13 protein-coding genes are annotated in these 15,312 nt (G+C 72.6%); 5 read left to right on the top strand and 8 right to left on the bottom strand.

Features of this window, described 5'->3' with window-relative positions; translation table 11 throughout:
- Positions 1-5: 5 nt before the first annotated feature.
- Both EV189_RS02110 and EV189_RS02105 read left to right on the top strand, forming a co-directional pair.
- The gene (locus EV189_RS02110; protein ID WP_130491289.1) at positions 6-1,028 is read left to right on the top strand and encodes a potassium channel family protein; all 1,023 of its coding nucleotides are present in this window, start codon (positions 6-8) and stop codon (positions 1,026-1,028) included.
- A 243-nt stretch (positions 1,029-1,271) separates the two neighbouring features.
- Positions 1,272-3,170 (top strand): hypothetical protein, encoded by a 1,899-nt coding sequence (locus EV189_RS02105; RefSeq protein ID WP_231115984.1) that lies wholly within the window; start codon positions 1,272-1,274, stop codon positions 3,168-3,170.
- A 121-nt stretch (positions 3,171-3,291) separates the two neighbouring features.
- Here EV189_RS02105 and EV189_RS02100 read toward each other — a convergent pair whose 3' ends face one another.
- The 6 genes from EV189_RS02100 to EV189_RS02075 all read right to left on the bottom strand — a co-directional run bounded on the left by EV189_RS02100 (position 3,292) and on the right by EV189_RS02075 (position 9,086).
- Positions 3,292-3,666, bottom strand: a complete 375-nt coding sequence (locus EV189_RS02100; RefSeq protein WP_130491288.1) for a VOC family protein — start codon at positions 3,664-3,666, stop codon at positions 3,292-3,294.
- A 45-nt stretch (positions 3,667-3,711) separates the two neighbouring features.
- Positions 3,712-4,731, bottom strand: coding sequence for a helix-turn-helix transcriptional regulator (locus tag EV189_RS02095; RefSeq protein ID WP_130491287.1), 1,020 nt, complete (start codon positions 4,729-4,731; stop codon positions 3,712-3,714).
- Between the two features lie 187 nt (positions 4,732-4,918).
- Complete coding sequence (locus tag EV189_RS02090) at positions 4,919-6,094, bottom strand: zinc-dependent alcohol dehydrogenase (RefSeq protein WP_130491286.1); 1,176 nt, start codon at positions 6,092-6,094, stop codon at positions 4,919-4,921.
- Positions 6,091-6,630: an SRPBCC family protein gene (locus EV189_RS02085; protein WP_130491285.1), complete on the bottom strand. Its 540-nt coding sequence runs from the start codon at positions 6,628-6,630 to the stop codon at positions 6,091-6,093. Before EV189_RS02085 ends, EV189_RS02090 begins: the two co-directional genes overlap by 4 nt.
- A gap of 114 nt (positions 6,631-6,744) precedes the next feature.
- Positions 6,745-7,776, bottom strand: a complete 1,032-nt coding sequence (locus EV189_RS02080) for a helix-turn-helix transcriptional regulator (RefSeq protein WP_130491284.1) — start codon at positions 7,774-7,776, stop codon at positions 6,745-6,747.
- Positions 7,773-9,086, bottom strand: coding sequence for a DUF2254 domain-containing protein (locus EV189_RS02075; protein ID WP_130491283.1), 1,314 nt, complete (start codon positions 9,084-9,086; stop codon positions 7,773-7,775). The genes EV189_RS02080 and EV189_RS02075 overlap by 4 nt, the downstream gene beginning before the upstream one ends.
- Before the next feature lie 267 nt (positions 9,087-9,353).
- Here EV189_RS02075 and EV189_RS02070 point away from each other — a divergent pair, with 267 nt between their 5' ends.
- Positions 9,354-10,508: a glutathione-independent formaldehyde dehydrogenase gene (locus EV189_RS02070; RefSeq protein WP_130491282.1), complete on the top strand. Its 1,155-nt coding sequence runs from the start codon at positions 9,354-9,356 to the stop codon at positions 10,506-10,508.
- A gap of 154 nt (positions 10,509-10,662) precedes the next feature.
- On the opposite strand, the gene EV189_RS02065 is transcribed toward EV189_RS02070, so the two are convergent.
- Positions 10,663-11,742 (bottom strand): inositol-3-phosphate synthase, encoded by a 1,080-nt coding sequence (locus tag EV189_RS02065; RefSeq protein ID WP_130491281.1) that lies wholly within the window; start codon positions 11,740-11,742, stop codon positions 10,663-10,665.
- A 17-nt stretch (positions 11,743-11,759) separates the two neighbouring features.
- Positions 11,760-12,320, bottom strand: a complete 561-nt coding sequence (locus tag EV189_RS02060; protein WP_407938104.1) for a PadR family transcriptional regulator — start codon at positions 12,318-12,320, stop codon at positions 11,760-11,762.
- A 209-nt stretch (positions 12,321-12,529) separates the two neighbouring features.
- Between EV189_RS02060 and EV189_RS02055 the strand changes: the two genes are divergently transcribed.
- Both EV189_RS02055 and EV189_RS02050 read left to right on the top strand, forming a co-directional pair.
- Positions 12,530-13,051 carry a DUF5318 family protein gene (locus tag EV189_RS02055; protein ID WP_130491279.1) on the top strand — a complete coding sequence of 174 codons (522 nt, stop codon included), beginning with the start codon at positions 12,530-12,532 and terminating at the stop codon, positions 13,049-13,051.
- The gene (locus tag EV189_RS02050; RefSeq protein WP_165400082.1) at positions 13,048-15,312 is read left to right on the top strand and encodes a transglycosylase domain-containing protein; all 2,265 of its coding nucleotides are present in this window, start codon (positions 13,048-13,050) and stop codon (positions 15,310-15,312) included. Before EV189_RS02055 ends, EV189_RS02050 begins: the two co-directional genes overlap by 4 nt.

Below are 15,312 nucleotides of genomic sequence, written 5' to 3'. Positions count from 1 at the left end.
GGCCCGTGCAGCAGCCCGCGCCCCTGCGCGTCCGCCTCCCGACGCGCGCTCCCGGCCGCCCGCTCGTGGCCATCGCAAAGCGCTTCGCGTTCGCCGGAGTGCTCGTGCTGCTCAACTGGGGGCTGGTCCTCGTGGAGCGGGGCGGCTACACCGACAACGCCGACGGCCACGTCTCGGTGGTGGACGCGCTGTACTACACGACGGTCACGCTCTCGACGACCGGCTACGGCGACATCACGCCGGTGACGACCAGCGCGCGGCTGGTCAACGCCCTCGTGGTGACGCCGATGCGCCTGCTGTTCGTCGTCGTGCTCGTGGGGACCACGATCTCCGCGCTCACCGAGCGCTCCCGCCAGGAGCTCCGCCTGTCCCGATGGAGGTCGCGCGTGGACCGTCACGTCGTCGTGCTGGGCTACGGCACCAAGGGGCGCAACGCCGTCCGCGCCCTGCTCCTCCAGGGCCACCCGCGCGAGCAGGTCGTGGTCGTGGACGCCGACGAGCGGGCCACCGCGTCCGCCGCCGCGGACGGGCTCGTCGCGGTGGTCGGGTCCGCGACGGACCGCCGGGCGCTGGCCGAAGCGCTGGTCGAGCGGGCCGCCACCGTGGTCGTCGCGCTCGGGGCCGACGACACGGCGGTGCTCGCCTCCCTCGCCGTCCGCCGCCAGGCGCCGCAGGTGACGGTCGTCGCCGCGGCCCGCGAGGCGGACAACGCCGAGCTGCTGCGGCAGAGCGGCGCGAGCTCGGTCATCGTCTCCTCGGAGACGACGGGACGGCTGCTCGGGCTCGCGACGGGCAGCCCGGCCGCGGTCGACGTGGTGGAGGACCTCCTGTCGTTCGGTACGGGCCTCGACGTCCTCGACCGCGGCGTCGCGCCCGACGAGGTGGGCCGTGCCGCCTCCTCCCTCGGCGTCCCGGTGCTCGCGGTCGTGCGCGGCGGGCGCACCCTGCTCTACGACGACCCGCAGGCGGCGACGCTGCAGGACGGCGACCGCGTCGTGGTGCTGCGGACGTCCGGCACCGGCGGCTGAGGGCGCAGACCGGCCGTGCGGGGGCAGAACGGGACCAGGTGAGGGGTTCCTCCCGCTCGTGCACCAACGGCTCGTGGTCGCCGCATCACCGCGTGCACTGCACGGGGGTGACGCTTCGTCCATGCCGTGAGAGAAGCCTCTGCAAGCGCTTGCACCACGGCAGACCGCCAACTACGGTGACGCTGCACTCCGGCCCCGCCACCAGGGCGGGACCGCCCCAGCACTGAAGACGAAGGAGTCTCGTTGCGTCTTCCGCAGCCCTCCGCGGCCGGCCACGTGCCCGTCCGCCCCGCCCGCTCGTCGGTCCGCCGGCGCGGGCTGCTCGCCGGCCTCGCCGTCGGCTCGCTCGCCGCGACCTCCCTGGGTCTGGCCGGCGTCGCTGGTGTCGCCAGCGCCGCTCCGCTCCCGGTCGGCAGCTCGGTCCTCGGCCCCAACGTCATCGTCTTCGACCCGAGCATGTCGCAGGACGACATCCAGGCGCAGGCTGACGCGATCTTCGCCCAGCAGGACACCAACGAGATGGGCACGGCGCGCTACGCGCTGCTGTTCAAGCCGGGGACCTACGGCACCCCGGACAAGCCGCTCAACATCAAGGTCGGCTACTACACCGAGGTCGACGGCCTCGGCCAGGACCCCTCGGGCGTCACCATCAACGGTGCGGTCACGGCGTACGGCCACGACGGCAGCGGCGCGCTCGACACGTTCTGGCGCTCGGTCTCCAACCTCACCATCAACTTCAAGGGCCTCCCCGGCGACTGCCACACCTCCAACGAGATGTGGGCCGTCTCGCAGGCCGCGCCGATGCGCCGCGTGGACGTCAAGGGCTACACGACGTTCATGCCGTACTGCGAGAACCCCAACTTCGCGAGCGGCGGCTTCGTCGCCGACTCGTACCTCGAGGCCGGGGCGCTGAACGGCTCGCAGCAGCAGTTCTACGTGCGCAACAGCAACCTCGGCGGCGGCTGGTCCAACGGTGTGTGGAACCAGGTCTTCTCCGGTGACGTCAACGCTCCCGCGCAGAACTTCGGCGGCGACGGCAACGTCTACACCACGCTCGCGACGACGCCGCTGAGCAAGGAGAAGCCGTACCTCTACCTCGACGGCTCCGGGAACTGGGCGGTCTTCGTCCCGTCGGCGCAGCGGGGCTCGTCCGGCACCACGTGGGCCGGCGGCCACACGCCCGGCACCTCGCTGCCGCTGTCGAGCTTCTTCATCGCCAAGCCGGGCGACTCGGTGAAGGACATCAACAAGGCGCTGGACAAGGGCCAGAACCTGCTCCTGACGCCGGGCGTCTACGACGTGGCCAAGACCATCAAGGTCACGCACCCCGACACCGTCGTGCTCGGCCTCGGACTCCCGACGCTGACGGCGCAGCACGGCGCGACCGCGCTGCGGACCGACAGCGTCCCCGGCATCGACATCGCCGGCCTCACGGTCGACGCCGGCCCGGTCAGCTCCCGCGCCCTCGTGAAGATCGGCATCCACAACGCCCCCGGCCAGCAGACCGACCCGGCTCGTCCGGTCGCGCTGCAGGACGTGTTCTTCCGCGTCGGCGGCCCGCACGTGGGCAAGGCCGAGGAGGCGCTCGAGGTCAACACCAACGGCGTCCTGCTCGACGACCTGTGGGTGTGGCGCGCGGACCACGGCGTCGAGGGCTCGGTCGGCTGGACGGTCAACACCTCGGACAACGGCCTCGTGGTCAACGGGAACGACGTCACCGCGACCGGCCTGTTCGTCGAGCACTTCCAGCAGTACAACGTGATCTGGAACGGCAACGGCGGCACCGTGGTGTTCTTCCAGAACGAGCTGCCCTACGACGCGCCGAGCCAGGCCGCGTGGGCGCACCGGGGCTCCCTCGGCTACGCCGCGTTCAAGGTGACCGACTCGGTGAAGACGTTCCAGGGCTACGGCATGGGCAGCTACATCTTCACGAACAAGACCTCCGGACTGCACGCCTCGCGGTCCTTCGAGGCTCCCGTGAAGCCCGGTGTCCAGATCCACGGCCTGACGACGATCGCGCTGAACGCCAAGGCGAACGGCTTCGACTTCGGCACGATCGACCACGTCATCAACAGCACCGGTGGCGCTGCCGCCAGCGCGGTCAACCCGGACGTCCCCGTCCAGGTCGTCACCTTCCCGTAGGCCGCGACCGCACGACGCCCGCACCCGCGGGCGGCACTCGACAGACCGGTGGGCCGGAGCACGCAGCTCCGGCCCACCGGCACGTCCGGGCCCGCCGAGGGACGGCCCTCCGCACGGCGGGCTAGGCGGGCGGGGTCTCGAGGTAGACCAGCCCGTTGCCGTCCGGGTCGCTGAAGTGGAACATCGGCGGCACGCCCGGCCACCGCAGCACGTCGCCGTTGTGCAGCACCACGCCCTCCACCTGCGCCAGCGCGGCGTACGCGGCGTCGGCGTCGGTCGTGCCGAGACGCACCGCCGCCGGGACGGGGCTGCCCGGAGGCAGGAGCACGATCCCCACCGACGACCCGGGCGGCACCACCTCGACCATCCGCGCCCCCGGCATCGCCTCCACGTCGTAGCGCAGCTCGCAGCCGAGGACTCCGGTCCAGAACGCGACCGCCGCGTCCAGGTCCGCCACCGTCAGCGTCACGCTCAGCACGCTCGTCGTCATCGTCATGGCGGTACGACGACGCAGCGCCCGAGCCCTCATCGGAGGCGCGGGTCACCTCCTCGCGGAGGTCCCCGCGGCGGCCGGGACGTACAGGCCCTCGCGCTCGGCTCGCACCGCCGCGAGCGTGCGGGACGAGGCGCCCACCTTCTCGAGGATGTGCTCGAGGTGGGTGGCGACGGTCCGCGGGGCGACGACGAGGGTGTGGGCGATCTGCTGGTTGGAGCAGCCCTCCACGACGAGGCCGAGGACCTCGAGCTCGCGCGGGGTGAGGCCGCGCAGGTGCCCGGGAGGGGACAGCACGACGGTCCCGACGAGGCCCGGGGACGGGTCGGTGCCACCCGCGAGGACGGTGACCCGCACGTGCCCGTCGGGCGCGTGGTGACCGCCGAGCGGCCACACGAACGACCGGTACGCCGCGCCCTCCGCCACCGAGCTGCGCGCGACGGCGACCAGCGGCGAGGACCCGGTCAGCAGCGGGTGTCCCTCCAGGCCGGACAGGGGGAGGACCGCGCTGCTGGCGCAGAGCAGCGCCCCCGCGGTCGCGCCCTTGACCATCCGGGCCGCGGCGGCGAGGGCGCGCACGGGGTCGATGCCGCGGGCGAGCACCGGGGTCAGCTCGTGCAGGCGCTGCCGCACGTCGGCACGTGGTGGCTCGGTCCCCGCGGACAGCAGGGCGAGGAACCCGACGTGGCGCCGCCCCCCGTCCTCGAACAGCGCGACGGCGAGCGCCTCGTGGAAGCCCGACGGGTGCAGGCACTCCGCCCACGTGGGCAGCTCCGCGGCGGAGTAGGGCAGGTCCGACGGGCTCAGCGGCGGCCGGAGGCGGTCGGTCTGCGTCACCTCGATGTCGCGGGCCATCCGCGGGCCGCTGAGGTAGCGCAGCGTGCTGGCCGGCAGGTCGACGCTCGCGAGCGAGGTGTAGCTCCCGCTGGTGGAGTCCGACAGCGCGAGCCACGCCGCATCGAACGGCACCAGCTGGCGGAGCGAGCGGAGCATGCCCTCGGCCCGCTGGGCGACCGGGCCCGAGGACGAGGACGTCGCGACCAGGTCCATGACGGTGGGCTCGTCCATTCGACCTCTCTGCACGCGGGAACCAGGGGAGAGCCCGCGTGTGTCCGGCCCTGCCCCCGGTCGCTACCCGAGCGACCGGTGCGCAACCGTCCGACGGGGGCGGCACGGCAAATCCGCGCGCGGCCCTCCGCCGTTCGGAGGACCCGCCCCGGACCCGCATCGCCGGTCCGGGGCGCCTCCACCGGCCTCAGGGCTTGAGGACGACCTTCTCGCAGCCGTCCGCCTTGTGCTTGAAGACGTCGTACCCGTGCGCCGCTTCGGCCAGGGGGAGGCGGTGGGTGATGACCCGCGTCGGGTCGATCTCGCCGCGCTCGATCCGCTCGAGCAGCGGGCGCATGTAGCGCTGGACGTGGCACTGCCCGGTCCGCAGCGTGATCGCCCTGTTCATCCACGCGCCTGCCGGGAACTTGTCGATGAACCCGCCGTAGACGCCGATGACCGAGACGATCCCCCCGCTGCGGCAGGAGGTGATCGCCTGGCGCAGGGCGTGGGGCCGGTCCGTCTCGGACCGCACCGCCTGCTTGGCCCGGTCGTAGAGGCCGACGTGGGCGGCGCCGTGCGTGGCCTCGAGCCCGACGGCGTCGATGCACTTGTCGGGGCCGCGGCCGCCGGTGAGCTCGAGCAGGGCGGAGCGCACGTCCGTGTCCGAGAAGTCGATCGTCTCGTAGCCCTGGGAAGCCGCCATCTCCAGCCGGTACGGCACGTCGTCGATCGCGATGACCTTGGCCGCGCCGAGCACCCGTGCGCTGTCCATGGCGAACTGCCCGACCGGCCCGGCTCCCCACACCGCGACGACGTCAACGTCGGTCATGTCGCACATCTCCGCGCCCATGTAGCCGGTCGGCAGGATGTCGGAGAGGAAGAGCACCTGCTCGTCGGTGAGGTCGGACTCGATCTTCAGCGGGTTGACGTCGGCGAGCACGACGCGGGCGTACTCCGCCTGGCCGCCGGCGAAGCCCCCGGTCAGGTGCGAGTAGCCGTAGATGCCGGCGACGGGGTGGCCGAACATCTTCTCGGCCACCCCGGCGTTGGGGTTGGTGTTCTCGCAGCAGGACCACAGCCCGCTGCGGCACGCGGCGCAGGCGCCGCAGCCGATGGGGAACGGGACCACGACGCGGTCGCCGACACGCAGCTTCTCGCGGTCGACGCCCGGCCCGACCTCGACGACCTCCCCCATGAACTCGTGGCCCATGACGTCGCCCTCCTGCATCGTCGGCACGTAGCCGTCGAGCAGGTGCAGGTCGGAGCCGCAGATCGCGGTGGAGGTGATGCGGACGACCGCGTCGCGGGCGTTGAGGATGGTGGGGTCGGGGACCTCCTGCACCTCGACCTCGTTGCGGCTGACCCAGCAGGTGGCCTTCATGCGAGCACCTCCGCGCGCTCCTCGGGGCTCAACGGTCGGGCGGGGTGCTGCGGGAACTCCTCGCGCGCGTGCTTGCCGCGCGGCGCGCCGTCGCTGCAGACGACCTCCCCGACCTCGAGGACCTGCTTGAACCGCCGCAGGTCGTCGTCGAGCTGCTGGGAGGGCTCCTCGCCGAAGTACGTCGCGACGGCCTTGCCGAGCGCACCGCCCGGCAGGTCGTAGCTCAGCCGCACGTGCACCTCGGTGCCCCGGCCGCCGGGCGCGGGCACGAAGCGCACCTCGCCCGCGTTGGGGACGTCGGCGCCCTCGAGCGAGCGCCACGCGAGGCGCTGCCCGGGGACGTCGTCCGTGGTCTCCGCGTCCCACTCCACGTCCTTGCCGAACGGCGCGCTCGCCCGCCAGTGGCTGCGGCCGGGCGCTGTCACGCGCACCTCCTCGAGGTGCGCCATGAACTCCGGCAGCCGGTCGAGCTGGCGCCAGAGCGCGTACACCTCCTCCGGCGGGCTGGTGACGGTCGTGCTCGAGGTCAGCTCCATCTCGGTCCGGTCCTCCCGTGGGGTCTGGTGCGGCGGTGCTCCTGCTCCGTCGCCCCAGCACATCCCCTCCTCTCCTGCCGACACCATCGGCAGGACGACCGATCCCGCCGTCGCTCAGCGGCCGCCGCCGCGGCGCGTACGCGCCAGCGCCGGCGGGATCCGCAGTCCGGCGCGGACGGCCCGTGCGGCAGCCGCGGGGAGGGAGGGTGCGGACAGGGCGAGCAGCGCCGCCTCCAGGGCCCGGCCCGCCTGAGCGGTGCTCACGCCGAGCGCGCCGGCGATCACGCGGAGCGAGGTGGTCCCCTCGACCAGCAGCCCCAGGACCTCCAGGTCCAGCTCGCCCAGCCCGCGCAGGTCGCCGGGTGGTGAGAGCAGCAGCGCGGCGGTGAGGTGGTCCCGGGCGTCGCTGCAGTCCAGCGCCGTCACGCGGACGAGCCCGTCGGGCGCGCGGTCGTCCGGCACCAGGAAGCTGGCGTACGCGCCGCCACCGGCGAGCTCGCGCCGCGCCACGACGAGCACGGGGGACTGCCTGCGCAGCAGCGGGTCCGCGGGCAGACCAGGCAGCGGCAGGACCTCCCCGGACCTGGTCAGCAGCACGCCGCCGGTCGCCGTCCCGAGCGCGCTGGCCGTCTGGCCGATCTGCCGGGCCCGGTCGAGCCCGTCGGCCAGCAGCGTGCTCACCGCGGCGACGGCCCGGCTCTCGTCCGGGCCGGGCCCGCGGGGGTCGTCGCTCAGCAGGCTGAGGAACCCGACGAGGCGCCCGTCCGAGGTGAACAGCCCGGCGGCGAGTCCCGCGCGGAAACCGGCGGGCAGCAGGTGCTCCTCCCATGCCCGCACCTCCTCGAGCGGAACGGGGAGTTCGCCCGTGAGCGTCGGTTCCCGCCGCCGGCCGAGGCCCAGCCGCTCCACCTCCGCATCCGCCTCCGGTGTCTGGAAGTAGCGGTGCAGCGGGTCGACCGGTCCACGGGTGGCGAGGGGCGTGTGCCACCGGCGCTCGGGGTCACGGACCGCGAGCCACGCGGCGTCGAAGGCCAGGACCCCCGCGAGGACCTCGAGCACCTGCCGCGCGCGGTCCTCCGGGGCTCCGGGCGTCGAGACCGCGGCGACGAGCTCGCCGCGCAGGGCTGCCGGGTCGGGAGGGGTCACGGGCCGGACCGGTCGAGGAGCGCGGGGGGCGCGGTGACGTCGGCTCCCGACCCGATGCCCTCCGTGTCGGGGACGAGCGCGGCGCGGACGTCGTCCTCGTCGTCGTGGGCCTTCCGGACGGCGCCCTCGAGCAGCCGGAGCTGACGGTCCAGCGGCGCCTGCCGCTCCGGCGGCGCGACGGACTTGAGGTCGGCCAGGGCCGCGCAGATCCGCCGGCTCACCTGCGGCTCGGAGGCGCCGGCGAGGCGGATCTCGTCGAAGGCGAGCCGGACGTACCCCTCCCAGCTCACGGTCCGCTCCACGAGCCGCACCACGCCGTCCACGTCGCGGTGCTCGCCGCAGGGCAGCGGGCGGGGCGCGAGCTGGCGGAGCAGGTCGTGCAGCCGGTGCAGCGCCTGGACGGTCGTGGTCGGGTCGTTGAACGGCTCGGCGACGGAGCGCACCGCGATGTCGACCAGCTTGCGGAAGCCGTAGGCCAGGTCCTCGGTGTGCACGCGCTCCTCGCCGAGCAGGACGTGCCGGGTCACGTCGCCCTCGCGCAGCCGGGCGACCACGCCCTCGGCGCCTCCGGCGGCGGACGGGTCGGGGTGCACCCGCAGCAGCGGAGTCCCCCCGACGACGAAGTCGCCCATGACGGGCACCAGCTCGAGCACGCACCCCGCCTGCCGGGCGGCGGCGACCAGGGCGGGGCGGTCGACCCGGACGACGTTGCCCGGCCCGTACGCCGCGATGCTCTCCGCGCTCGTCGTGTCGGGTGCGTCGCCGTGCTCGCGCACGATGAGTGCGCGGGTGCGGTCGCCGACCAGGTCGATCAGCCCGGAGACGCGCAGGCCCTGGCCGGCGTGGTGCACGTAGAGCACGAGCACGACGACGCTGACGAGCATCAGCAGGTAGCACAGCAGCATCGACAGCCCGGGGACCGTGCCGTCGCCGGAGTCCCGGACCTCGCGCAGCGTGAGCACCGAGACCAGGAAGCTGGCTCCGAACAGCCCGATCGCCAGCTGGCTCCACCGGTCGTTGAGCAGGGCCCCCACGATCCGGGGGGAGAACTGCCCCATCGCCAGCTGCACCGCGACGAGGGTGACTGTGAGGACGAGCGTGGTGAGCGACACCATGGCGCTGGCGAACGACGACAGGATCGTCTGCGCGTCCGACGGTGTCCCGGTGATGTCCTGCGGCACGAGGTCGTACGACGTGGCGCGGTCGATCTCGAGCGTGCCGAGGGCGAGCAGGATGCCGACGGCGAGGCACGCGACGGGCAGCAGCCACATGCTGGTGCGGACGAAGCGCTGGACGCGCAGCACGCTCATGCGGCGCGCACCCTGCGGTGCTGGTGGCGCGTCATGCTCGCCCCTCGGTGTCGGCGGTCGGTGGACGCAGCCCATCGAACGCGGACCCGCCGGGTCGGCCCATCGGCAGGATGACCGATTCCCGCCCTGGCCCCGCTGCGCATCACCCGGTATCGGCAGGTCTGCCGATGCCGCTGCGCTGCCGGCGGGTGTCCGATGAGGTCGTTGCCGCGCCGGCAGGAGGTCGGCGCACGCAGAGGCAGCACCGCCTGCGACCGAGGGAGCACCATGAGAGCAGTCGTCTACGAGGGCCCGCGCAAGGTCAGCGTCAAGGACGTGCCCGACGCCCGGATCGAGCGCTCGACCGACGTCCTGGTGCGGATCACCACGACGAACATCTGCGGCTCCGACCTGCACATGTACGAGGGCCGCACCGACTTCGAGACCGGCCGCTGGTTCGGCCACGAGAACATGGGCGAGGTCATCGCGGTCGGCGACGGTGTCGACAAGGTGAAGGTCGGCGACCGGGTCGTCCTGCCCTTCAACGTCGCCTGCGGCCACTGCAAGAACTGCGAGCACGGGCTGACCAACTACTGCCTCACCGCGCAGCCCAAGGCGGACTGGGCGGGGGCGGCGTACGGGTTCGCCGACATGGGCCCGTGGGCCGGCGGCCAGGCCGACCTGCTGCGCGTGCCGTGGGGCGACTTCAACTGCCTGCGGCTGGGGGAGGACGCCGACGAGCGGGCCGCCGACTACGTGATGCTCGCGGACATCTTCCCGACGGGCTACCACGCCACCGAGCTCGCGGGCGTGTCCCCCGGCGACCAGACGGTGATCTACGGCGCCGGCCCGGTCGGGCTCATGGCCGCGCTCTCCGCGACGATCCGCGGCGCGAGCAAGGTGATGGTGGTGGACCGGCACCCGGACCGGCTGCGCCTCGCCGAGTCCATCGGTGCGATCGCGATCGACGACTCGAAGGTCGACCCGGTGCAGGCGGTGCTCGAGGAGACCATGGGCCTCGGCGCGGACAACGGCTGCGAGTGCGTCGGCTACCAGGCGCACGAGCCCGACGGGCATGAGCAGCCGAACCTCACCATGAACCGGCTCGTCGCCTCCGTGCGCTTCACCGGCAGGATCGGCAACGTCGGGGTCTTCGTCCCGCAAGACCCCGGCGGCAGCGACGAGCTCGCCAAGCAGGGCAAGCTCGCCTTCGACTACGGCATGTTCTGGTTCAAGGGCCAGCACATCGGCAGCGGCCAGGCGCCGGTCAAGAAGTACAACCGGCAGCTGCGCGACCTCATCGCCGCCGGCAAGGCCGAACCGTCGTTCATCGTCAGCCACCAGCTGCCGCTCGAGCAGGCGGTGGAGGCGTACCAGCACTTCGACGCCCGGGACGACGGCTGGACGAAGGTCGTCCTCAAGCCCGAGATGTCACCGGCCTGACCGTCGCCGTCCCCCGTACGCAGCAGGAGGTCCCCGGTGCTCAGCACCGGGGACCTCGCTGTGTGGACTAGCGCTCGACGTTCCTCCCACACGGGGAACGTCTCCCGCTTCGCCTCCTCCGGCAGGGCTCCTGCGTCGCCCTACCTCCGTCGGCTCAGCGCTCGACGTTCCCGAGGATGTACTCCTCGACCTGCTTGCGCGCCACGTCGTCGGCGTACTGCACCGGCGGGGACTTCATGAAGTACGACGCGGCGGACAGGATCGGGCCGCCGATGCCGCGGTCGAGGGCGATCTTCGCGGCGCGCACGGCGTCGATGATGATGCCGGCGGAGTTCGGGCTGTCCCAGACCTCGAGCTTGTACTCGAGGTTCAGCGGGACGTCGCCGAACGCGCGGCCCTCGAGGCGGACGTACGCCCACTTGCGGTCGTCGAGCCACTGGACGTAGTCCGACGGGCCGATGTGGACGTTGCGGGCGCCCAGGTCGTGCTGGAGGTTCGAGGTGACGGCCTGCGTCTTCGAGATCTTCTTGGACTCCAGGCGCTCGCGCTCGAGCATGTTCTTGAAGTCCATGTTGCCGCCGACGTTGAGCTGGTACGTGCGGTCCAGCTGCACGCCGCGGTCCTCGAACAGCTTCGCCAGCACGCGGTGCGTGATGGTCGCGCCGACCTGCGACTTGATGTCGTCACCGACGATCGGGACGCCGGCCTCGGTGAACTTCGCCGCCCACTCGGGGTCGGAGGCGATGAAGACCGGGAGGGCGTTGACGAAGGCGACCTTCGCGTCGATCGCGCACTGCGCGTAGAACTTGTCGGCCACCTCCGAGCCCACCGGGAGGTAGGAGACGAGGACGTCGACCTTCGCGTCCTTGAGCGCCTGCACGACGTCGACCGCGGCCTCGTCGGACTCCTCGATGGTCTGGGAGTAGTACTTGCCCAGGCCGTCGTGGGTGTGGCCGCGCTGCACGGTCACACCGGTCGGCGCGACGTCGGCGAACTTGATGGTGTTGTTCTCGGAGGCGAAGATCGCGTGGGCCAGATCCTGGCCGACCTTCTTGGCGTCCACGTCGAACGCGGCCACGAACTCCACGTCGCGGACGTGGTACGGGCCGAACTGGACGTGCATGAGCCCGGGCACGCGGCCCTCGGGGTCCGCGTCCTTGTAGTACTCGACGCCCTGGACGAGGGACGAGGCGCAGTTGCCCACGCCGACGATGGCTACGCGTACGGAACCCATCCGATGACCTCTCTCTTTCATGCTGACTGCGCGCCGGACGGGCCGGTCACGTCTTCGTGGGGGGTGCGCTGAGCGCTGTCCGCGGACGCGGCGCGCTCGTCGTCGATGAGCTCGCCGAGCCAGCGCACCTCGCGCTCGACCGACTCGAGGCCGTGCCGCTGCAGCGCGAGGGTGTAGGTGTCGAGCCGTTCCCGCGTGCGCGAGAGCGACGCCCCGAACCTCTCCCGGCGCTCCTCGAGCCGGGAGCGCCGGCCCTCGAGGACCCGCATGCGGGTCGCCGCGTCGGCGTGGGCGAAGAACGCCAGGTGGACGCCGAACCGCTCGTCCTCCCAGGTGTCGGGGCCCGCGTCGGCGAGGAGCTGGTGGAACTCCTCCTTGCCCTCCGCGGTGATCTTGTAGACGATGCGGGCGCGCTTGCCCGCCGTCGCCGGTCCGGCGGCCGGGTCCGCGGGGTCCTCCTGGGCGATCCACCCGGACGCGAGCATGCCGCGCAGCGCCGGGTAGAGCGAGCCGTAGGAGAACGCCCGGAAGGTCCCGAGCAGCAGGTTGAGCCGCTTGCGCAGCTCGTAGCCGTGCATCGGGCCCTCGTGGAGGAGGCCGAGGACCGCCAGCTCGAGCACTCCGCTCCGCTTCGCTGCCACGTCCACCTCCTGGGGGTCTTGCCGCACGACCGCGGATGACTCGATCCGATGTATCGAGTCGATACATCCAGACGATAGGTCCCCGTCCGCCCGGCCGCAAACTCCGACACGCCCGGGATGTCCACCGCTGCGTACGCTGGGGTGCCGTGACCGCCGCGCGCACCGAGCCCTCCGGGGTCCGCGACGTGGTGAGCTACGCCCTCCAGCGCCGCGCGACGCTCGCCGCCCTGCGTTCCGGAGCGCTCGCGGCGGAGGACGCGTGCGACGCCCAGCCGTACCTCCGTCGGGCCGCCACGCACCTCGGCGAGCAGAGCGAGCGGCTCTGCCCCGTCTGCCGGCGCGAGCGGCTGCTGCAGATCACCTACGTCTACGGCGACGAGCTGGGCCAGTTCTCCGGCCGCGTACGCTCGAGCGCGGACGTCGCGGCCCTGGCTGCGGCGCACGGCGAGCTCCGGGTGTTCGTCGTCGAGGTGTGCGCGGGGCCCCTGGTGGTCCCCGGGGCGCCCGAGCTGCCCCGCATCGGCCCCGTCCGCGACTGGCGGCGGCCGGGCACCCGTCCCCGGCAGCGCGGCTGCGGATGGAACTCCCTGGTCCTGTCGTACGTCGTGGGCGACGGGGTCGCCCGCAGGCCCCCGCGACGACAGCCGACGATCGAGGACGAGCTTTGAGCAGCAGTGCCAAGCCGCCGAGTGCGCGCGCGACGCGCCCGAAGGTGGACACCCGGATCATCGACTACCCGCGCGCCGGGCGCCGCTGGCCCTGGAAGCTCATCCCCTCGTGGCGCCAGGTGCTGCTCCTCGGGCTGGTGGGTGTCGCCGTGGTGCTCGGGGCGTTCGCCTACGCGTACCAGGCGATCGCGATCCCCGAGGCCGACAAGGCCGCGGTCGCGCAGAGCACGCAGGTGTTCTGGTCCAACGGCGACTTCCTCGGCCAGTTCTCCGGCGGCAGCAACCGCACCAACGTCGCGATCAAGAACGTCCCCCCGGTGCTCGAGCACGCGGTGATCTCCGCGGAGGACCGCGACTTCTACCAGAACCGCGGCATCTCCCCGCGCGGCATCGCACGAGCCCTGGTGAGCAACCTCACGAGCGACTCGAAGGGCCAGGGCGGCTCGACGATCACCCAGCAGTTCGTGCGCAACTACTACCAGGACGTCGGGTCGCAGAAGACCTACCAGCGCAAGGTCCGCGAGGCCATCCTGGCGATCAAGATCAACCAGGAGAAGAGCAAGGACCAGATCCTGCAGGACTACCTCAACACCATCTGGTGGGGGCGCCGGTCCTACGGCCTGCAGGCGGCCGCGAAGGCGTGGTTCCCGCGCGGGGCCAACGACTACAAGAGCCTCACGCTCGACCAGTCGGCGTTCCTCGCCGCGGTCATCCAGGCGCCGGACACGTTCGACTACCAGCGCGCGGACGGCACCATCGACGCGACGAGGCAGGCGCGGGCGAAGGCGCGCTTCGACTACGTCATCGCCGGGATGCTCAAGAAGGGCTGGATCACCCAGCAGCAGGCGCAGGAGGCGAAGCTGCCGCAGCTCGCCCGCCCGTCGCGGACGAACTACTACAAGGGCACGAACGGCTACCTGCTCGACTACGTCCACGCGCAGCTGCAGGCCGAGACCGGCTGGAGCGACGAGCAGATCGAGGGCGGCGGCTACCGCATCATCACCACCCTGGACAAGGACGCGCAGGCCGCGGCCGTGCAGGCGATGAAGCCGAAGAAGGACGGCGGGCAGTTCCCCGACGACGCGAGCGACGTCCACGCCGGGCTCGCGAGCATCGACGTGAAGACCGGCCGGCTCATCGCGATGTACGGCGGCCCGGACTACCTCAAACGCCAGATCAACGACGCGGTCCACGGCCGGGCGCCCGGCTCGTCGTTCAAGCCGTTCGCGCTCGCAGCGGGCCTGAAGGACGGACTGAGCCTCTACAGCACCTTCTGGGGCAACAGCCCGCTCCCGTCCACGAAGACGCGCAACGAGTTCGGGCAGAGTTACGGCTCGCACGTCAGCCTGCTCTACGGCCTGCAGGAGTCGATCAACACCGTCTACGTCGACGAGGCCCAGCAGATCGGCCCCAAGAAGGTGAAGGCGGCGATCGAGGCCGCCGGCATCCCGGCGGACACCCCCGGCCTGCAGGCGGTCCCGAGCATCCCGCTCGGCACGGCCGACGTCAGCCCGCTGCAGATGGCGCTGGGCTACAGCGCGTTCGCCAACCACGGCGTACGCGCCGAGGCCCCGCAGGTCATCGACCACGTCTTCCAGGCCACGCACCCGAAGCGCGTCACGAAGCCTGACGCCACGAAGACCGTGAAGGCCTTCGACGGCGACGTCGCGGCTGACGTGACCTTCGCGCTGCACAAGGTCGTCACCTCCGGCACCGGCACGGCGGCGCTCGGGGTCGGTGCTCCGGTCGCTGCCAAGACCGGCACCAACGGGGTCCAGGACAACACGCTCTCGGCGTGGTTCGTCGGGTTCACGCCGACCGTCGCGACCGCGGTCGACTTCTACCGTGGCGACGGGCTGCAGGACCTCGACGGCGTCGGCGGCGACACGCACCGGGCGTTCTTCGGCGGCGGCTTCCCCGCGTCGGTGTGGACCGCGTACATGAAGGCGGTGTCGGCGATGCCGGCCTACGCGCCCAAGGGCGACTTCCCGCCGTTGGCGTGCGTGAACTGCAACGGGCGCGGGGGTGGCGCGGTGACCTCGGAGCCGTCCGCCGGGACGAGCTCGGGCCCCCAGCCCTCCTCGAGCCCGACCGCCTCGGCGCCGGCCCCGTCGCCGTCGGCGAGCCCGACGCCCAGCGCCCCGGTGCAGCCCTCGCCGTCGCCGAGCCCGTCGCGCTCCACGCCGGCCGAGCCCCCCGTGGAGGCTCCCGGCGGCGGGGCGACGCCGGGCGCTGCGGCACCGCAGGCGCAGAAGCGGTAG

It is taken from the genome of Motilibacter rhizosphaerae, from assembly GCF_004216915.1.
In the GTDB taxonomy this organism is placed as follows: Bacteria; Actinomycetota; Actinomycetes; order Motilibacterales; family Motilibacteraceae; genus Motilibacter; species Motilibacter rhizosphaerae.
This window is presented reverse-complemented; position numbering and strand designations above follow the sequence as displayed.